This is a genomic window from Achromobacter sp. Root170 (assembly GCF_001428165.1).
In the GTDB taxonomy this organism is placed as follows: Bacteria; Pseudomonadota; Gammaproteobacteria; order Burkholderiales; family Burkholderiaceae_B; genus Achromobacter; species Achromobacter mucicolens.
In genome coordinates this window covers 20,961-37,637 of the sequence record NZ_LMHN01000018.1, presented here as the reverse complement: position 1 = coordinate 37,637, position 16,677 = coordinate 20,961, and the positions used below count along the sequence as shown (strand labels likewise).

23 protein-coding genes are annotated in these 16,677 nt (G+C 62.9%); 3 read left to right on the top strand and 20 right to left on the bottom strand.

Annotated elements, in window-relative coordinates; all coding sequences use genetic code 11:
• Positions 1 to 2,082: a cytochrome c biogenesis protein ResB gene (locus ASD87_RS23250; RefSeq protein ID WP_056327076.1), complete on the bottom strand. Its 2,082-nt coding sequence runs from the start codon at positions 2,080 to 2,082 to the stop codon at positions 1 to 3.
• A gap of 119 nt (positions 2,083 to 2,201) precedes the next feature.
• On the bottom strand, positions 2,202 to 2,903 hold the full coding sequence (locus tag ASD87_RS23245; protein ID WP_108006863.1) for a cytochrome c: 702 nt from the start codon (positions 2,901 to 2,903) through the stop codon (positions 2,202 to 2,204).
• 264 nt (positions 2,904 to 3,167) lie between these two features.
• Between ASD87_RS23245 and yihA the strand changes: the two genes are divergently transcribed.
• Together yihA and hemB are read left to right on the top strand one after the other, a co-directional pair.
• On the top strand, positions 3,168 to 3,791 hold the full coding sequence (gene yihA / locus ASD87_RS23240; protein WP_056327074.1) for a ribosome biogenesis GTP-binding protein YihA/YsxC: 624 nt from the start codon (positions 3,168 to 3,170) through the stop codon (positions 3,789 to 3,791).
• Positions 3,788 to 4,804 carry a porphobilinogen synthase gene (hemB, locus tag ASD87_RS23235; RefSeq protein ID WP_056327072.1) on the top strand — a complete coding sequence of 339 codons (1,017 nt, stop codon included), beginning with the start codon at positions 3,788 to 3,790 and terminating at the stop codon, positions 4,802 to 4,804. The genes yihA and hemB overlap by 4 nt, the downstream gene beginning before the upstream one ends.
• A 77-nt stretch (positions 4,805 to 4,881) precedes the next feature.
• Here the strand turns inward: hemB and ASD87_RS23230 are convergent, their stop codons facing one another.
• The 3 genes from ASD87_RS23230 to cutA form a co-directional block, all read right to left on the bottom strand.
• The gene (locus tag ASD87_RS23230) at positions 4,882 to 5,763 is read right to left on the bottom strand and encodes a DMT family transporter (protein WP_056327390.1); all 882 of its coding nucleotides are present in this window, start codon (positions 5,761 to 5,763) and stop codon (positions 4,882 to 4,884) included.
• Positions 5,764 to 5,965: 202 nt separating this feature from the next.
• Positions 5,966 to 7,864, bottom strand: a complete 1,899-nt coding sequence (gene dsbD / locus ASD87_RS23225) for a protein-disulfide reductase DsbD (protein ID WP_156403496.1) — start codon at positions 7,862 to 7,864, stop codon at positions 5,966 to 5,968.
• On the bottom strand, positions 7,864 to 8,211 hold the full coding sequence (gene cutA, locus ASD87_RS23220; protein ID WP_056327070.1) for a divalent-cation tolerance protein CutA: 348 nt from the start codon (positions 8,209 to 8,211) through the stop codon (positions 7,864 to 7,866). The genes dsbD and cutA overlap by 1 nt, the downstream gene beginning before the upstream one ends.
• Positions 8,212 to 8,333: 122 nt before the next feature.
• Between cutA and ASD87_RS23215 the strand changes: the two genes are divergently transcribed.
• Complete coding sequence (locus ASD87_RS23215) at positions 8,334 to 8,786, top strand: HIT family protein (protein ID WP_056327068.1); 453 nt, start codon at positions 8,334 to 8,336, stop codon at positions 8,784 to 8,786.
• 91 nt (positions 8,787 to 8,877) lie between these two features.
• Here ASD87_RS23215 and rplQ read toward each other — a convergent pair whose 3' ends face one another.
• The 15 genes from rplQ to rpsN all read right to left on the bottom strand — a co-directional run bounded on the left by rplQ (position 8,878) and on the right by rpsN (position 16,669).
• Positions 8,878 to 9,270 carry a 50S ribosomal protein L17 gene (gene rplQ, locus ASD87_RS23210; RefSeq protein ID WP_006389635.1) on the bottom strand — a complete coding sequence of 131 codons (393 nt, stop codon included), beginning with the start codon at positions 9,268 to 9,270 and terminating at the stop codon, positions 8,878 to 8,880.
• A gap of 187 nt (positions 9,271 to 9,457) precedes the next feature.
• Positions 9,458 to 10,444 carry a DNA-directed RNA polymerase subunit alpha gene (gene rpoA, locus ASD87_RS23205; RefSeq protein ID WP_008169002.1) on the bottom strand — a complete coding sequence of 329 codons (987 nt, stop codon included), beginning with the start codon at positions 10,442 to 10,444 and terminating at the stop codon, positions 9,458 to 9,460.
• 229 nt (positions 10,445 to 10,673) lie between these two features.
• Positions 10,674 to 11,297: a 30S ribosomal protein S4 gene (gene rpsD, locus ASD87_RS23200; RefSeq protein ID WP_056327065.1), complete on the bottom strand. Its 624-nt coding sequence runs from the start codon at positions 11,295 to 11,297 to the stop codon at positions 10,674 to 10,676.
• Between the two features lie 11 nt (positions 11,298 to 11,308).
• The gene (gene rpsK / locus ASD87_RS23195) at positions 11,309 to 11,710 is read right to left on the bottom strand and encodes a 30S ribosomal protein S11 (RefSeq protein WP_006216516.1); all 402 of its coding nucleotides are present in this window, start codon (positions 11,708 to 11,710) and stop codon (positions 11,309 to 11,311) included.
• Between the two features lie 15 nt (positions 11,711 to 11,725).
• Complete coding sequence (gene rpsM, locus ASD87_RS23190) at positions 11,726 to 12,091, bottom strand: 30S ribosomal protein S13 (RefSeq protein WP_008168996.1); 366 nt, start codon at positions 12,089 to 12,091, stop codon at positions 11,726 to 11,728.
• A 43-nt stretch (positions 12,092 to 12,134) separates the two neighbouring features.
• Positions 12,135 to 12,248, bottom strand: a complete 114-nt coding sequence (gene rpmJ / locus ASD87_RS26765; RefSeq protein ID WP_003806928.1) for a 50S ribosomal protein L36 — start codon at positions 12,246 to 12,248, stop codon at positions 12,135 to 12,137.
• A 34-nt stretch (positions 12,249 to 12,282) separates the two neighbouring features.
• On the bottom strand, positions 12,283 to 12,501 hold the full coding sequence (infA, locus tag ASD87_RS23185; RefSeq protein WP_003806927.1) for a translation initiation factor IF-1: 219 nt from the start codon (positions 12,499 to 12,501) through the stop codon (positions 12,283 to 12,285).
• Between the two features lie 8 nt (positions 12,502 to 12,509).
• Positions 12,510 to 13,835 (bottom strand): preprotein translocase subunit SecY, encoded by a 1,326-nt coding sequence (secY, locus tag ASD87_RS23180; protein ID WP_056327063.1) that lies wholly within the window; start codon positions 13,833 to 13,835, stop codon positions 12,510 to 12,512.
• A 13-nt stretch (positions 13,836 to 13,848) separates the two neighbouring features.
• On the bottom strand, positions 13,849 to 14,289 hold the full coding sequence (rplO, locus tag ASD87_RS23175; protein WP_056327061.1) for a 50S ribosomal protein L15: 441 nt from the start codon (positions 14,287 to 14,289) through the stop codon (positions 13,849 to 13,851).
• A gap of 9 nt (positions 14,290 to 14,298) precedes the next feature.
• Positions 14,299 to 14,484 carry a 50S ribosomal protein L30 gene (gene rpmD, locus ASD87_RS23170; protein WP_006216520.1) on the bottom strand — a complete coding sequence of 62 codons (186 nt, stop codon included), beginning with the start codon at positions 14,482 to 14,484 and terminating at the stop codon, positions 14,299 to 14,301.
• A gap of 3 nt (positions 14,485 to 14,487) precedes the next feature.
• Positions 14,488 to 15,009, bottom strand: a complete 522-nt coding sequence (rpsE, locus tag ASD87_RS23165) for a 30S ribosomal protein S5 (protein ID WP_008168987.1) — start codon at positions 15,007 to 15,009, stop codon at positions 14,488 to 14,490.
• A gap of 15 nt (positions 15,010 to 15,024) precedes the next feature.
• Positions 15,025 to 15,390 (bottom strand): 50S ribosomal protein L18, encoded by a 366-nt coding sequence (gene rplR, locus ASD87_RS23160; protein ID WP_008168985.1) that lies wholly within the window; start codon positions 15,388 to 15,390, stop codon positions 15,025 to 15,027.
• Between the two features lie 21 nt (positions 15,391 to 15,411).
• On the bottom strand, positions 15,412 to 15,945 hold the full coding sequence (rplF, locus tag ASD87_RS23155; RefSeq protein ID WP_056327059.1) for a 50S ribosomal protein L6: 534 nt from the start codon (positions 15,943 to 15,945) through the stop codon (positions 15,412 to 15,414).
• Between the two features lie 12 nt (positions 15,946 to 15,957).
• Positions 15,958 to 16,353, bottom strand: a complete 396-nt coding sequence (rpsH, locus tag ASD87_RS23150) for a 30S ribosomal protein S8 (RefSeq protein WP_006216525.1) — start codon at positions 16,351 to 16,353, stop codon at positions 15,958 to 15,960.
• 10 nt (positions 16,354 to 16,363) lie between these two features.
• Positions 16,364 to 16,669 carry a 30S ribosomal protein S14 gene (rpsN, locus tag ASD87_RS23145; RefSeq protein ID WP_006216527.1) on the bottom strand — a complete coding sequence of 102 codons (306 nt, stop codon included), beginning with the start codon at positions 16,667 to 16,669 and terminating at the stop codon, positions 16,364 to 16,366.
• Positions 16,670 to 16,677 lie beyond the last annotated feature (8 nt).

Here is a 16,677-nt window from a genome sequence, read left to right as displayed (position 1 = left end):
TTAAGACCCTTTTTTCTGGCGCAGCAGCGCCTGCTTGAAGCGTTCGAACTCTTGATTGAAGTCAAGTGTACGCTTCTGTGACGTCATGGCCGCCAGGACGCTGCTGCCGCCGCCTTGCGGTTTGACCCAGATCCAGACGCGGCGGTCGCGGATATAGAACATCGAAAACACGCCCAGGACCAGCAACAGGCTGCCCAGATAGACGGTGTTCTTGCCCGGCGTGCGGCTGACCTGGAAGACGCTGGCCTGCACGTGATTGAAGTCGGCCAGCGACAGGAACACGGGTGCGGGATAGACGGTCAGGTCGGACAGCGCGGCCACGGCCAGACGCGACCACACTGCCGCGCGCTCGCCTTCCGGACCATCGACGGCCACCGGCTGCTGACCGGCGCGTTCGCGTGCGATGGCGCGCAATTCGTTCATGCTGGCGCCGATCAGGCGAATCACGACATCGGCGGCGCGCTCCAGATCGGCGGCGGGAGTATTGGCTTGCAAGAACGCCGCGACGGCCTGCAGGCCGCCGGCGGCAAAGGTGTCCAGCGCACGTTCGGCCGCGGTTTCCAGCGGCTGGCGATCGGCCCCCGACGGGCTGTTGCGCTCGGCAAAACGGCGGGCCGCTTCCTTGCGCGCGGCCGGATCGGCCAGCGTGGCGCGCAGACGCATGAATTCGGCGATGGAGCTGTCGTCGTCGGCCGGGATGCGCAGATAGCGGAAGGGCTCGCCGGCGTTGTTGCGCACGCCGGCCAGGAAGACGGCCGCACCGTCCAGTTCGACGGGCAGCATGTAGTTCTGGAACTCATGCGCCTGACCCGCATCGTCGATCAGCTTGTATTCGACGCTGGGCCCCACGTTGCGCAGGTTTTCGTTCTTCTTGCCGGCCGCGCTGCCCGCGACCGAGGCCACGTGTTCGGCAAAGCTCTGGTCGGCGCCCTTGGGGGCGCCGCGGGTCAGGTCTTCGACGTTGATCGGACGCATGGCCGTGACCTCGATGCCCATGCTGCGCGGGCCCTTGGCCGTTTGCGCCGTCAGCTCGCTGGTCTTGCCCACCGTACCGTCGACCGAGAACGTCGTGTCGTTGACGCCCACCAGCGGGTACCCCTTGAGCACGACTGTACTGCCGCCGTCGTCAAAGCTCGACTGATACACCGTCATGCCCTTGAAGCGCAGCGGCTCGTTCACTTCGATGGTCGAATCGAAGGTCTTGCCCGTGTCCGGATCCGTGACCTCGACTTCGCTGGCAAAGCGGCTGGGCATGCCGGTGGAGTAGTAGTCGACAATGAACTTCTTGAGCTTGAGCGTGAAAGGCATGGGCTGCACCAGCGCGCCATCGCCCACCATCACGACCGCCGTGCTGGCCTGCCCGCCCTCGGGCACCAGGACGCTTGCGCGAAAGCTGGGGTTGTTGACCGACAGGCGCCCGCTTTCAGGCACCTCGGAAATCAGCATGTTTTCGACGATGGGCTGCTTGCCGCCGAACATGACCTGCAGGCGCACCGGCAGTTCGCTGTCGAGCAGGCCGCCGATACAGATGATGACCATGGCGGCGTGAGCAAACACATAGCCCAGCCGGTTGGCGCTGCCCTTCTTGGCGGCCAGCAGAACGCCATCCTGGGCCTCGCGCACGCGCACCGCGTAACCCATGCGGCCCAGCAGCGCCTTCAGGCCGGTCACCGTCTGCGGCACGCCGGTGGGCTCGGTGGTCTCTACGCGATGCGGAAAGGCGCGCAGGCTGCCTTCGCGCACGTGCTCGCGAAACGATCGCGCGTCGCGAAGCATCTTGGGGGCATTTCGGATCAGACACACCGAGGTCGATACGACCAGAAAGCCCATGATCAGCAGGAACCACCAGCTGTTGTAGACGTGCCAGATAGAGAACTTGTCAAAGACCTCGAACCAGAACGGCCCGAACTGGTCGATGTAATTGTTGGACGATCGGTTCTGCTGCAGCACCGTACCCACCAGGCTGGCCACGCAGATGAACATCAGCAGGCTGACGGCAAAACGCATCGAACCCAGAAGTTCAAAGAGATCGCCTGGCAGGCTGCGCAGAGAGGGGCGGGAGTGGGTTCGGGTCGAATTCATGAAAAAAGGGGGGCCGCGCTATCGGCTACCCCCCTCATAGACAGTGCGAGCCGGAACGAGGTTCCGGCGCGCGCAAGTTGCATCAACGCGGACCGGCCGCGCACGTTGCGGCCAATTGCTTACCGAAGGCCAGCCGCGTAGTCCGACACCGCCTTGATGTCGGCATCCGACATGCGGTCCGCGATGGCGTGCATGACGTCGTTCTTGCGGTCGCCGCTGCGGAAAAGCTTCAGCTGCTCTTCGATATACACGGGGAACTGCCCCGACAAACGGGGGTACTGGCCAGGGATGCCTGCGCCATTGGCAGAATGGCACGCCGCGCAAGCCGGGACGTTGCGGTCAGGCAAACCGCCACGCCAGATCTTTTGACCTAGCTCAACCAAGTTCTCATGGCCGGCGGTGGCGGGTTCCTTCAGGGGCTGCTGCGCCAGATACAGAGCAATGTTCTGCATGTCTGCCGGCGTCAGGTTCTGCACCATGGCGGTCATGGGGCTGGGATTGCCGTCGGGGCCATTGCGCACGGGGGTCTTGGCGCCTTCCTTCACCTTGAAGTCGGCAAGCTGCTTGGCCAGGTACTCGTGCGGCTGCGCGGCAAGGTTCGGGTTCACCGGAATGGTGCTGTTACCCGCCGCGCCGTGACAGGAAGCACAGGCAATGATGCCGCGGGACGCGTCGCCCTGGTCAAACAGCTGACCGCCCTTGGCGGCGTCTGGTTTGGCCGGGCCCGCAGCGCCATTGGCGGCGAAACTCGTAGCAGAGAAGGCGGAGGCGCCGAGCAACAGCCCGCTCGCAACCAACATCCGGGACAGCACACGCTTCATGAAGACCTCGACGATCACATCGATCAAGGCGCAAAAAGGCGCCCACGCCTGCCCGCACTTGCAGTAAACCGTATCGAACCTGTTTTGCTTGTCCTGCTTTGCGATCTTGCTGCGGTGCTGCATCCATCGGCCCAAGAAGGGCTACAAAACGTCTGGATGGCAGCTAAACAGTAAGCAAAAAAGACGGCTCCGCACCCGCGGACCACTGTAGCAAACGCCGGATTATACAATAGGGCTCGAAACCAACCGTATCGAAAGCCATCCGTGTCCCTCCTACATCGCGCCTCCTTCCTCACCTCCGCGGCTCGCCTCGACCAGTTGCCGCCCGCCGGCGCTCCCGAGGTCTGCTTCGTTGGCCGCTCCAACGCCGGCAAATCCACGGCCATCAACGTGCTGTGCAACCAGCGCCGTCTTGCGTTCTCCAGCAAGACGCCGGGCCGCACGCGCCTGATCAACATGTTCAGCCTGCCCGACCCGCTGGACCCGGAAGCCCACATCGGCTATCTGGTCGACCTGCCCGGCTACGGCTATGCGTCCGTGGCCCGCAACGAAAAGGAAAAGTGGGCAGACATCCTGGGCGGCTATCTGCGCGACCGTGAATCGCTGGTCGGCATCGTGCTGCTCATCGACATCCGCCGCGGCGTGACCGAACTGGACCGGCGCCTGGCCAACTTCATCGCGCCCACCGGCCGCCCGGTGCTGGCCCTGCTGACCAAGGCCGACAAGCTGCCGTACGGCCAGCGCATGCGCACCGTCTTCTCGGTCCGCAAGGACCTCGCCGACATCGGCGCGCTGCATACGGTCCCCTTCTCGGCGCCCGAGCGCATCGGGCTCGAAGAGGCCGGCGCTCACATCGAAAATTGGATTTCGCCGAAGGTCGTACCATGAACCCGCAGATCATCACCCCTGAGTTTCCGGTTTCCCGCCCCCGCCGCCTGCGTCGCGACGACTTCACCCGCCGTCTGGTGCGCGAGAACGCCCTGACGGTCAATGACCTGATCTACCCGGTCTTCGTGGCCGAAGGCTCCGGCCTGCGCCAGCCGGTGGCGTCTCTGCCCGGCGTGGTCCGCTATTCGCTGGACACCCTGCTGCCCGTGGCCGAGGAATGCGTGGCGCTGGGCATTCCGGTGCTGTCGCTGTTTCCCGCCATCGACCCGGCGCTCAAGACCCCGGACGGCATCGAAGCCACCAATCCCGACGGCCTCATCCCGCGCGTGGTCCGCGAACTGAAGTCGCGTTTCCCGGAACTGGGCGTCCTGTGCGATGTGGCGCTGGACCCGTACACCAGCCACGGCCAGGACGGCGTCATCGACGCGGACGGCTACGTGGTCAACGAGCCCACCGTCGAAATCCTGGTCAAGCAGGCGCTCACGCAGGCCGAAGCCGGCGTGGACATGGTCGCCCCCAGCGACATGATGGACGGCCGCATCGGCGCAGTGCGCCGCGCGCTCGAAGCCAATGGCCACATCCACACGCGCATCATGGCCTATTCGGCTAAGTACGCCAGCGCGTTCTACGGTCCGTTCCGCGACGCCGTGGGCTCGGCCACCAACCTGGGCAAGTCCAACAAGATGGCCTACCAGATGGATCCGGGCAACCTCGACGAGGCGCTGCGCGAAGTGGCCGGGGACCTGCAGGAAGGCGCCGACATGGTCATGGTCAAGCCGGGCATGCCTTACCTGGACGTGCTGCGCCGGGTCAAGGACACGTTCCGCGTGCCGACCTTCGCCTATCAGGTGAGCGGCGAATACGCCATGATCAAGGCCGCCGCCGCCAATGGCTGGCTCGACCACGACAAGGTCATGATGGAGGCGCTGCTGGCATTCAAGCGCGCCGGCGCCGACGGCATCCTGACGTACTTCGCCATCGAAGCGGCAAAGCTGCTGAAAAGCCAGCGTTAAAGCCCGCGGGCGCAGCGGACTGCCGTTTGCGCCCTTCCCGTACTTTGCCGGCGTCAGGCGCCGGCCCCCCCATCGAATCAGGCCTTTGCAGCGGCAGCGCGTGCCGGTTGCGCGCCGCGGCGCAGGCCCAGCCACGTTCCGCCCAGCACACACCCCAGTCCGACGACATGGGTCAGGGTGACGTGCTCGTCAAGGAACAGGGCCGCGAACAGCAGCCCGAAAATCGGCAACCAATTCACGAACAGCGCGGCGCGGCTGATCCCCAGCCGCGCGATGCCCGCGTTCCAGACGATGTTGCTGACACCCGAGGCGATCACCGCCGAAAACATCAGCACGGCCCAGGGCCACCATGCCATCTGCCACGTGCCCGCCTGGTACGAAGACGGCGTCAGCGCGGCATGCCCGACCAGCATCAATCCGCCGGCCAGATACATGTACCAAAGCATGCCCAGCGGATCCATCATCCGCGACATCCGCTGAATCACCAGGCCGCCAAACACAAAGACGAGCACGGCCACGAACACCACCGCGTCGCCCCAGCCCGTCAGTCCGAGTTGCGCGCCGCTGCCCACCACCACCATGCCCACACCCAACAGGCCCAGCAGCGCGCCGGCGATGCGGGTGGTCGTTAGCTTTTCGCGGTAGAAGATAGCGGCCAGAAAGGCGGACAGCAACGGGCTGGTGGCCATGATGAGCGTGCCGTTGGCTGCCGATGAAAAGCGCAGTCCCGACACCAGTGCCACCTGGTGCGCGTACACCACCAGGAACCCTGCCAGCGCCACCCAGCCCAACTGCGTGCCACCGAGCTTCGGGATGCGGCCGCGGCGCGCCTTGATGATGAGTGTGACGGTGACAAACGCAATGACGATCCGAACGGCGGCCAGCGCCTGGATGTCCATGTGCTGCGTCAGATACTTGATGGAGACGATGTTCAGGCCCCAGGTGGCCATGACGAACATCAATTGAAGATAGATCAGACCATGCCGGTCCTGACTTGCATCAACGGTGGGGGACGTCACGGCGTCAGCCTGGAGGGAGATGGATGCGCCGCGCGGGCAGCGAAGCGATCATGGTATATCGCCCCTTCCCTCGATTCAATGCGCGGCGGGCCGCGTTGCGCGCATCAGACGATGGCGCACTGCCTGCTTGTCCGCCGCGCCCTCAGCGGACCAGGACGCGGTCCAGCGACTCGGTAAAGCGCTTGGCGTCCTGGAATCCCACGACGCGAGCTTCCGCGATCTCCTTGCCGCCGGGCTCGAAGAACATGATGCCCGGCGGGCCGAACAGTCGAAATCGTTTGAGCAGCGCGCGGTCGTCGGCATTGTTCGCCGTCACGTCGGCCTGCACCAGCACCATTCCAGCCATGCGCTGCGCGACCCCCGCATCGGTAAAGGTGAATCGCTCCATCTCGCGGCACGACACGCACCAGTCCGCATAGAAGTCCAGCATCACCGGCCGGGTGCTCTGCGCCAGCACCGCGTCCAGTTCGGCGTTGCTGCGAACCCGAGTGAACTGGACCTCGCCCGCCGCGGCCCCGCCGGCAGCCGGCGCTTCACCGCGCGCGGCCAGGTGCGAGAGCGGCTGCAGGACGTCGCGGCCCCCGCTGGCGGCCCCCACCAGCCACGCCGCGGCCGCCAGGGCGAGCAGCAGGCCCAGTCCCTTGCCAAACATGCGACCGGCGCCTGCGCCAGGCGGCAGGGCATCAAAGGCGCGCAGCATCACGGCCGACACGACGGCCAGGAATGCCCAGCCCGTCATCTGCACCCACGTCGGCACGACGGGGATGAGCATCCACCACGCCGTCGCCAGCAACAGCATGCCGAACAGCCGCTTGACGCCGTCCATCCAGGGACCGGCCTTGGGCAGCAATGCCGAAGACGACGCGCCGACGATCAGCAGCGGCACGCCCATGCCCCACGCCATTGCAAAGAGCGCCGATCCGCCCAAGACCACGTCGCCCGTCTGCGAGATGTACAGCAAGGCGCCAGCAAGCGGAGCCGCAACGCAGGGACCCACGATCAGGGCCGACAGCGCGCCCATCACAAGGGCCCCGGTATATCGCCCGCCCGGCATGCGCGAGGACCGGTCCGACAGCATGGCCTGGATGCCGGAAGGCATCTGGAACGTGAACACGTCGAACATGGCCAGCGCCAGCACGGCCAGCAGGATGGCGAAGAGCGACAGGATCCACGGCGTCTGCAGCCAGGCGGCAAGCCCCGCGCCGCTCAGCCCGGCCGCCACGCCCAGCGCGGTGTACACAACCGACATGCCCAGCACGTACGTCGCGGCCAGCGCCAGACCGCGGCTGCGGCTCGGCCGGTGGTGCTGCGCCCCGCCCAGCACGATCGACGACAGGATGGGAATCATGGGCAGCACACATGGCGTGAAAGCCAGCAGCAGGCCCAGCACCAAAAAGACGCCCGCTGTCTTGATCCAGCCCAGACCGCCCAAGGCATCGGCTAAGCCCGTGTCGCCCGCGTTCACTAACGCGGACAATCCGCCGGAAGTTGCCGGCGCCGCAGACGCGGCTCCGCCAATGCCCGTGCCCGCCACCGCATAACCGCCGGCCACGGGCGTGAGTTTGACGGTGCTGTCCATCGGCGGATAGCACAGCCCGGCATCCGCGCAGCCTTGGCCCGTCAACGTCAGCGTGAAGGGCTGTCCTCCCGCGCCGACGGGGACGCGGATCGTCACGTCCTTGTGAAAGACCTCCATATCTTTTTCGAAGGTCGGGTCGTATTTGACTTCGCCCTTGGGATAAACGGCTTGCCCGAGCGTGGTGGCGTCGGCCGGGGTGATCGCAATCCCGAAGCGCTCGCGGTACATGTAATAGCCGGGCGCCACGCGATAGTGCAATTCGAGCGTATCCGGCGACGCCATTTGCGCGCTGAACACAAAGGCCTTTTCCGGCTCGAGGAATTCAGTTTCCGCCCGCGCGGCGGTCTGCCATCCGAGCAGCAGAAGCATCACTGCCAGCAATGCCAGGCAGTGCCTCAGGATCGAAGGGGTCACGCTGCCGGCGCGCCCGCGCGCGCCAACCGTACCGGCAAGTTGCAACATCAGTTTCTCTTGTTCTGCGTAATGGCCGTCTGCTCGCGCACCCAGTCCAGGTATGGCGCCGCGCCGCCGATGACTGGCAGCACGATGATCTCGGGAACGTCGTAGGGGTGCATCTGCGACAGGGCCTGTACGACGGCGGCATGCCGCGCGTAGGTCGTCTTGATGTGGATGGGAATTTCCTCCGTCCCTTCGACCTCTCCGTTCCACAGGTAGATGGACAACCCCGGCGCGCCAAGGTTCACGCAGGCTGCCAGCCCGTCCTCGACGAGCACGTGCGCGATACGCTTGGCCAGAAGCAGATCCGGCGCATTGCTGATGACCAGCACGACGTCGTCATCGCGCAACATGGAACCTCCTTGGGATACCCGCGTGGGATGTAACTCGAGGTATTTTATCGATATTGCGGCCAACTCCCCGGCGCTGCCGGTCGCGCGGCCGCCGCGCCATCCCTTTTCACGCCGAGGCAAGCATGTCCGACAACTGCCTGTTCTGCCGCATCGCCCGTCACGAGATCCCCGCGCACGTCGTTCACGAAGACGACCGCCTCCTGGCCTTCCTGGATATCCACCCCGTGCGCGCCGGACACACGCTCATCATCCCCAAGCAGCACTATCCCTACTACGAGGACATGCCGGCCGACCTGGCGGCCAGCATCGTCAACCTGGGTCAGCGGCTGGGGCGCCAGATGAAGCGCCTGTACGGCGTTGAGCGCGTGGGTTTTGCCTTCACGGGGATCCACGTTGCGCACGCGCATGCGCACGTCATCCCGATGCACCACCCGCAGGACGTGACATCGACGCAGTACATCGAGCAGCAGGATCTGACGTTCAAGATGCCGCCTCAGTCGCCGCCGGAAGCGCTGGCGGCCACGGCGGCGCAACTACGCGGGCAACTGCGCGGCGGCCCCGAACGTGGAGAATGAGCGCGGCGAACGCGCGCAGTAAGCGAAGGAAGGCGAAAAAAACAAGGGCGGGTCCGAAGACCCGCCCTTGTCGCTTATCTAGCTGCCGAAATTACTCGGCGCTGTCCTCAGCGGCTTCATCGACTTCCGGACGGTCAACCAGTTCCATGAAAGCCATGGGAGCGTTGTCGCCTTGACGGAAGCCCATCTTCAGCACGCGGGTGTAGCCGCCGTTACGGGCCGCGTAGCGCGGGCCGATTTCGGCAAACAGCTTCACAACCGCATCGCGATCGCGCAGACGGGCAAACGCCAGACGCTTGTTCGCGAGGGTGGGCTCCTTGCCCAGCGTGATCAGGGGTTCGATGACGCGGCGCAATTCTTTCGCCTTCGGCAGCGTGGTCTTGATTGCTTCGTGAGTGATCAGCGAAACAGCCATGTTGCGGAACATGGCAAGACGGTGACTGCTGGTGCGGTTGAGCTTACGCAAGCCATTACCGTGACGCATGATAAGTTTCCTTTGAATCTAAAGACGGCGTTTCCGCCATCGGGTTGCCGGCTCTTCTATCAGCCTGCAATCAGGCTGCGGTCCGGTAGAAAACGGGGCATTTTACGACGATTTCGCAAATCGCCCGGCAACAAAGGCCGGGCGCTACGGGAGACGCCCCTTCGCAGGGGCGGCAACCTTTCAAGACTTAGGGACGCTCCAGGCCCAGGGGCGGCCAGTTCTCGAGCTTCATGCCGAGGGTCAGGCCACGTGCAGCCAGCACTTCCTTGATCTCGTTGAGCGACTTGCGACCCAGGTTCGGGGTCTTGAGCAGCTCGTTTTCGGTACGCTGGATCAGGTCGCCGATGTAGTAGATGTTTTCGGCCTTCAGGCAGTTGGCCGAACGCACCGTCAGCTCCAGGTCGTCGACCGGGCGCAGCAGCACCGGATCGATCTGCGGCGTGCCGCGGACCGGGGCTTCGTACGAATCGCCGGCGCCTTCCAGAGCGGCGAACACCGAGATCTGGTCCATCAGAATGCGGGCCGATTGGCGCACCGCTTCCTCGGGCGAGATCACGCCGTTGGTTTCGATGTCCAGAACCAGCTTGTCCAGGTCGGTGCGTTGTTCCACGCGGGCGCTTTCAACGGCGTAGCTCACGCGGCGAACCGGGCTGAACGAGGCGTCCAGAACGATGCGGCCGATGGTGTGCGTGCGGTCTTCCGACAGCGCGCGCACGTTGCCCGGCACATAGCCGCGGCCCTTCTCGACCTTGATCTGCATTTCCAGCTTGCCCGCTTCCGTCAGGTTGCAGATGGCATGGCCGGGGTTGATGATCTCGACGTCGTGCGGCAGCTCGATGTCGCTGGCCAGCACGGTGCCGGCGCCAGACTTGCGCAGAACCAGCGTCACTTCGTCGCGGTTGTGCAGCTTGAAGACCACGCCCTTCAGGTTCAGCAGGATGTCGACGACATCTTCGCGAACGCCCGGGATGGTCGAGTATTCGTGCACCACACCGGTCATCTGGACTTCGGTCGGCGCGTAGCCGGTCATCGAAGACAACAGGATGCGGCGCAGGGCGTTGCCCAGCGTGTGACCGTAGCCACGCTCGAACGGCTCCATCACGATCTTGGCATGGTGCGTGCCGACCGGTTCGACTTCAATGGAGCGCGGCTTCAGGAAACCTTGAGTGGACATGTACTGAATTCCTTTTCAATACCCTCGGCTCGTTACACCGATAAGGCTGATGGACAGGGTGAGACGGTAAAGCTTGAAACACGGGCTGCGAAAAAGCCGCCCGATACTTACCGCAAAGCCCGCTCCACCAAAACGGCGAAAGCGGGCTGCTGCGGGACGTGCAAACGGGTCGACCGGGTCGCGGGACCAGCTTGCCAGCACCTTGCGAAGGAGGCGCCAGCAGGCGTGATTAACGCGAGTACAGTTCGACGACCATCGATTCGTTGATGTCGCGAGCGACGTCAGCGCGATCGGGGGCCGACTTGAACGTGCCGGTCAGCTTGGCCGCGTCGACTTCCACCCACTGGGGGATGCCGATGCTGGTGGCCAGGTCGAGCGATTCCTTGATACGGCCTTGCTTCTTGGCCTTTTCACGAACCGAGATGACGTCGCCAGCCTTGACCAGCATCGAAGCGATGTCAGCCGTGTGGCCGTTCAGTTCGATGGCGCGGTGGCTCACCAGCTGGCGAGCTTCGGCGCGCGTCGAGCCGAAGCCCATGCGGTAGACGACGTTGTCCAGGCGCGATTCCAGCAGCTGGATCAGCGTTTCGCCGGTGTTGCCACGGCGACGCTCGGCTTCAGCGAAGTACTTGCGGAATTGCTTTTCCAGCACGCCGTACATACGCTTGAGCTTTTGCTTTTCGCGCAGCTGCAGGCCGTAGTCGGAAGTGCGGGCACCCGAAGTGCGGCCGTGTTGGCCAGGCTTGGAATCCAGCTTGCACTTGGAATCCAGCGAGCGGCGGGCGCTCTTCAGGAACAGGTCAGTACCCTCGCGGCGCGAGAGCTTGCATTTGGGTCCAATATAACGTGCCATGTGGATTCCCTTTAGATACGACGACGCTTCGGCGGACGGCAGCCGTTGTGCGGAACGGGCGTGATGTCGGCGATGGACGAGATCTTGATGCCCAGCGCGTTCAGTGCGCGAACCGACGACTCGCGGCCAGGACCGGGGCCCTTGATGCGGACTTCCAGCGTCTTGATGCCGTACTCGAGCGCAACGCGGCCGGCCGTTTCAGCGGCAACCTGCGCGGCAAACGGGGTCGACTTACGCGAACCCTTGAAGCCAGCACCGCCCGACGTGGCCCACGACAGCGCGTTGCCCTGACGGTCGGTGATGGTGATGATGGTGTTGTTGAACGAAGCGTGAACGTGCGCGATGCCGTCCGAGACGTTCTTCTTGACCTTTTTGCGCACGCGCGAAGCGCCGCTGGTGGAAGCTTTCGCCATAATCCTGTTCCTCGATTATTTCTTCAGGGACGCAGCAGCACGACGCGGGCCCTTGCGGGTCCGGGCGTTGGTGCGAGTGCGCTGGCCGCGCACGGGCAAACCGCGCTTGTGACGCATACCGCGGTAGGTTCCCAGGTCGATCAAACGCTTGATCGAGAGCTGTACTTCACGACGCAGGTCGCCTTCAACCGTGAACAAACCAACATGTTCGCGGACGCGTTCCAATTCAGCGTCGCTCAGATCCTTGACCTTTTTGTCAAAGGGTACGTTTGCCGCTTCGCAAATCTTGCGAGCGCGCGTACGACCGATGCCAAAAATGGCGGTCAGGCCGATCTCGGCGTGCTGTTGCGGCGGAATGTTAATGCCAGCAATACGGGCCATGACTGTTCCTTGAATAAATCCGTTGCGTAGTCGCTAACCCGAGTTAGCCTTGACGCTGCTTGTGACGCGGGTCGGTGCAGATAACGCGCACCACGCCGTGACGTTTGATAACTTTGCAGTTGCGGCAGATCCGCTTAACCGATGCCATTACTTTCATGGTTGACTCCTAATTTTCCGTAATCCGGTTTCGCTCACTTGGAGCGGAAAACAATCCTGGCTCGCGTCAGATCATAGGGCGTGAGCTCCACTGTGACCTTGTCACCCGGCAGGATCCGGATGTAATGCATACGCATCTTGCCGGAAATATGGCCCAACACCACGTGGCCGTTTTCGAGCTTGACGCGAAATGTCGCGTTCGGGAGGTTCTCAAGAACCTCACCTTGCATCTGAATGACGTCGTCCTTGGACATTCTTTTGCTTACCGCATCGGCAAACCCGCGCCCTTGAAGTTGGCCTTCTTGAGCAACGAGTCGTACTGGTGAGACATCATGTAGGCCTGAACCTGCGCCATGAAATCCATCGTCACCACCACAATGATCAACAGAGACGTACCACCGAAGTAGAAAGGAACGTTCCAGCGCATCACCAAGAATTCCGGCAACAGGCACACCAACGTGATGTAGATGGCACCTGCGAGCGTCAAACGCATCAGGATCTTGTCGATGTAGCGCGCCGTTTGCTCGCCCGGACGGATGCCCGGAACAAACGCACCACTCTTCTTCAGGTTGTCCGCCGTTTCGCGGCTGTTGAAAACCAGAGCCGTGTAGAAAAAGCAGAAGAAAATAATCGCGACCGAGTACAGCGTGATGTAGAGCGGTTGACGAGGCGACAGGGCCGCAGCCAGGTCGCTAAGCCAGCGCATGTTCTCGCTGCTGGAGAACCAGCTCGTGATCGTGGCCGGGAACAGAATGATCGACGACGCGAAGATCGGCGGAATCACCCCTGCCATGTTCAGCTTCAGCGGCAGATGCGAGCTCTGACCACCGTAGACCTTGTTGCCGACCTGACGCTTGGCGTAGTTCACCGTGATCTTGCGCTGTCCGCGTTCCACGAACACCACAAAAGCGGTAACCAGCACCACCAGAGCCACGATGAACAGCGCCGAAAGCACAGACATCGCGTTGGTGCGGACCAGGTCCAGCAGTGCAGCCAGCGCCGCGGGCAGACCCGCAACGATACCTGCGAAGATCAGGATGGAGATCCCGTTGCCCAGACCGCGCTCCGTGATTTGCTCACCCAGCCACATGACGAACATGGTGCCGGTGACCAAGGTCACGACGGTCGTGAAGCGGAACAGCATGCCCGGATCGATCACCAGTCCCTGTTGGGACTCCAACGCCACCGAAATGCCCACTGCTTGCACCAGCGCCAGCACAACCGTGCCGTAGCGGGTGTATTGGGTAATCTTCCGACGACCGGATTCGCCCTCTTTCTTGAGCGCTTCCAGCGACGGCACCACCACCGACATCAACTGCATGATGATGGATGCCGAAATGTACGGCATGATCCCCAGGGCAAAAATCGAGAAACGCGAGAGCGCCCCGCCCGAGAACATGTTGAACAGGCCCAGGATCCCGCCCTGGTTCTGACGGAACAAGTCCGCCAGCGCGTCCGGGTTGATACCCGGAACCGGGATGTGTGTACCCAAACGGTAAACCACCAGGGCGAGCACCAGGAACACCAGACGGCGCTTCAAATCGCCGTATCGTGCTCCGGATTTGCCCAATGCCTGCGCGTTAGCCACTCGTCACCTCTGATCAAGCAAGCGAGCCGCCCGCGGCTTCGATGGCGGCGCGAGCGCCGGCCGTCGCGGTAATGCCCTTGAGCACGACCTTGCGCGAGAGTTCACCAGACTTGATGACCTTGGCGTAACGAACCGCCTGGCCAATCACGCCGGCCGCCTTCAGCGCTTGCACATCGATTTCGTCGATGGGCAGGGCTTCGAGGTCCGACAAGAGAACTTGTGCATACAGGTGTTGACCCAGCGGGGTGAAACCACGCTTGGGCAGGCGACGTTGCAGCGGCATTTGACCGCCTTCGAAGCCAACCTTGTGGAAACCGCCCGAGCGCGACTTCTGACCCTTGTGGCCACGGCCGGCGGTCTTACCCAGACCCGAACCGATGCCACGGCCGACGCGGCGCTTGGCGTGCTTGCTGCCCTCGGCGGGCTTCAGCGTATTAAGTTGCATATCCGACATGGTGATTCCTTAGGCTTCCGAGACGGAAACGAGATAATCCACCTTACGGATCATCCCACGCACCTCGGGCGTATCGACCAGCACGCGGCTGCTGTTGATGCGACCCAAGCCCAAACCGCGAACCGTATCACGGTGCGATTGCTTGGTACCGATCACCGAGCGCACGAGGGTCACTTTGATCTGCTTCTGAGCCATGATTTACCCCAGGATTTCTTCGACCGTCTTGCCGCGCTTGGCAGCAACATCGGCCGGGGTCAGGGAGGCGCGCAGGCCGTTCAACGTGGCGCGAACCATGTTGTAGGGGTTGCTCGAGCCCAGGCTCTTGGCAACCACGTTACGCACACCCATCACTTCGAAAATAGCGCGCATCGGGCCGCCGGCGATAACGCCAGTACCTTCAGCAGCGGGCGAAATCAGCACGGTAGCGGCGCCATGCTTGCCAACCACGGTGTGGTGCAGCGTGCCGTTCTTCAGAGCAACCTTGAACATGCCGCGACGGGCTTGTTCCATGGCCTTCTGAACGGACACCGGCACTTCACGCGCCTTGCCCTTACCCATGCCGATGCGGCCATCGCCATCGCCAACCACGGTCAGCGCGGCAAAGCTCATGGTGCGACCACCCTTGACCACTTTGCTCACGCGGTTGACCGCGATCATCTTTTCGCGGAGGCCGTCATCGTTCTCTTTTTCCGCGGCGTTCTTGCCTTGTACTTTAGCCATTTGACAGATCCTCGCTTAGAACTTCAGGCCGGCTTCACGCGCGGCATCGGCCAGCGCCTTGACGCGGCCATGGTAACGAAAGCCCGAGCGATCGAAAGCGACCAGTTCGATACCGGCAGCCTTGGCCTTTTCGGCCACGCGCTTGCCAACCAGCGTCGCAGCGGCTTTGTTGCCGCCCTGACCGGTTTGGCCGGCCAGTTGCGCACGCACTTCGGCTTCCACCGTCGAGGCGCTGACCAGAACGCGATCGCCTTCCGGCGAAATGATGTTGGCGTAGATGTGCTGGTTCGAGCGGAAAATCGAGAGGCGATGAACGCGCAGCTCGTTGATCTTCCGGCGAGTCGGAACCGCACGACGCAAACGGGAAACTTTTTTGTCCATGATTCGTCCTTGCGTGCGCCGTTATTTCTTCTTGGTTTCTTTGATGACGACGCGTTCGTCCGAGTAACGCACGCCCTTGCCCTTGTAGGGTTCGGGTTCGCGGTACGCGCGGATTTCAGCGGCCACCTGACCGACGACTTGCTTGTTGGAGCCCTTGATGACGATTTCCGTCTGGGTGGGGCATTCGGCCTTGATACCGGCCGGCAACTGATGCAAAACGTCGTGCGAGAAACCGAGCTGCAGCTTAACGGCGTCGCCTTGAATCGAGGCGCGGTAACCCACGCCAACCAGATTCAGCTTGCGCTCGAATCCCTTGCTCACGCCGTTGACCATGTTGGCCACCAGCGCGCGCACGGTGCCCGACATGGCATTGGCGTGACGGGAATCGTTGGCGGCGACAAACGTGAGCTTGCCACCGTCCAGCGAAATCGTGACGTCGCCAGTCAGGGGTTGGGTCAAGGAGCCCAGCGGGCCCTTGACGGTGATCTGATCCTGCTTGACGTCAGCTTCGACGCCCTTGGGCAGTTCGACCGGATACTTAGCGATACGTGACATTCGAATTTCTCCTTAGGCCACGTAGCACAGCACTTCGCCGCCGACGCCGTTGGCGCGAGCCTTACGGTCGGTCATGACGCCGCGCGAGGTCGAAACGATAGCCACGCCCAGGCCGTTCATGACCTGAGGAATGCTGGTACGGCCCTTGTAGATACGCAGACCAGGACGCGAGACGCGTTCGATGCGCTCGATGACCGGACGGCCAGCGTAGTACTTCAGGGTGATCTCGAGCTCAGGCTTGGCCTGGGTGCCCTTGATTTCAAAGCTGTCGATGTAGCCTTCGTCTTTCAGCACAGCGGCAATAGCCGCCTTCAGCTTCGAGGAGGGCATGCTCACCGTAACTTTGTCCACTTGCTGCGCATTGCGAATGCGGGTCAGCATATCGGCGATGGGATCGCTCATGCTCATATTGTTTCTCCTACCAGCTGGCCTTGGTGATGCCGGGGATTTCACCCTTCATCGCCATTTCACGCAGTTTGTGGCGCGTCAGACCGAACTTGCGGAACACACCGCGAGGACGACCGGTGACCACGCAACGGTTGCGTTGACGCGTCGGGTTGGCATTGCGCGGCAGCTGTTGCAGCTTGAGCCGAGCTTGGTAACGTTCTTCGTCGGTCTTCGACTGGTCGTCGATGATCGCCTTCAACTCAGCGCGCTTGGCAGCGAACTTGTCAGCCAGCTTGGCGCGCTTGATGTCGCGATTGATGAGGGAAAGTTTAGCCACGTCATCAG

Excerpts from the sequence above, each read along its gene's own strand:
- infA (WP_003806927.1), bottom strand. The coding sequence starts at position 12,501 with ATGTCCAAGGACGACGTCATTCAGATGCAAGGTGAGGTTCTTGAGAAC.
- rpsK (WP_006216516.1), bottom strand. The coding sequence starts at position 11,710 with ATGGCGAAAGCTTCCACCAGCGGCGCTTCGCGCGTGCGCAAAAAGGTC.
- rplR (WP_008168985.1), bottom strand. The coding sequence starts at position 15,390 with ATGGACAAAAAAGTTTCCCGTTTGCGTCGTGCGGTTCCGACTCGCCGG.
- rpsH (WP_006216525.1), bottom strand. The coding sequence starts at position 16,353 with ATGAGCATGAGCGATCCCATCGCCGATATGCTGACCCGCATTCGCAAT.
- ASD87_RS23250 (WP_056327076.1), bottom strand. The coding sequence starts at position 2,082 with ATGAATTCGACCCGAACCCACTCCCGCCCCTCTCTGCGCAGCCTGCCA.
- ASD87_RS23215 (WP_056327068.1), top strand. The coding sequence starts at position 8,334 with ATGTCCGACAACTGCCTGTTCTGCCGCATCGCCCGTCACGAGATCCCC.
- ASD87_RS23245 (WP_108006863.1), bottom strand. The coding sequence starts at position 2,903 with ATGAAGCGTGTGCTGTCCCGGATGTTGGTTGCGAGCGGGCTGTTGCTC.
- cutA (WP_056327070.1), bottom strand. The coding sequence starts at position 8,211 with ATGTTGCGCGATGACGACGTCGTGCTGGTCATCAGCAATGCGCCGGAT.
- hemB (WP_056327072.1), top strand. The coding sequence starts at position 3,788 with ATGAACCCGCAGATCATCACCCCTGAGTTTCCGGTTTCCCGCCCCCGC.
- rpmJ (WP_003806928.1), bottom strand. The coding sequence starts at position 12,248 with ATGAAAGTAATGGCATCGGTTAAGCGGATCTGCCGCAACTGCAAAGTT.
- rplO (WP_056327061.1), bottom strand. The coding sequence starts at position 14,289 with ATGTCGGATATGCAACTTAATACGCTGAAGCCCGCCGAGGGCAGCAAG.
- rpoA (WP_008169002.1), bottom strand. The coding sequence starts at position 10,444 with ATGTCCACTCAAGGTTTCCTGAAGCCGCGCTCCATTGAAGTCGAACCG.
- ASD87_RS23230 (WP_056327390.1), bottom strand. The coding sequence starts at position 5,763 with ATGTTCGTCATGGCCACCTGGGGCCTGAACATCGTCTCCATCAAGTAT.
- rpmD (WP_006216520.1), bottom strand. The coding sequence starts at position 14,484 with ATGGCTCAGAAGCAGATCAAAGTGACCCTCGTGCGCTCGGTGATCGGT.
- rplQ (WP_006389635.1), bottom strand. The coding sequence starts at position 9,270 with ATGCGTCACGGTAATGGCTTGCGTAAGCTCAACCGCACCAGCAGTCAC.
- rpsE (WP_008168987.1), bottom strand. The coding sequence starts at position 15,009 with ATGGCTAAAGTACAAGGCAAGAACGCCGCGGAAAAAGAGAACGATGAC.
- rpsD (WP_056327065.1), bottom strand. The coding sequence starts at position 11,297 with ATGGCACGTTATATTGGACCCAAATGCAAGCTCTCGCGCCGCGAGGGT.
- rpsM (WP_008168996.1), bottom strand. The coding sequence starts at position 12,091 with ATGGCCCGTATTGCTGGCATTAACATTCCGCCGCAACAGCACGCCGAG.
- dsbD (WP_156403496.1), bottom strand. The coding sequence starts at position 7,864 with ATGTTGCAACTTGCCGGTACGGTTGGCGCGCGCGGGCGCGCCGGCAGC.
- rplF (WP_056327059.1), bottom strand. The coding sequence starts at position 15,945 with ATGTCACGTATCGCTAAGTATCCGGTCGAACTGCCCAAGGGCGTCGAA.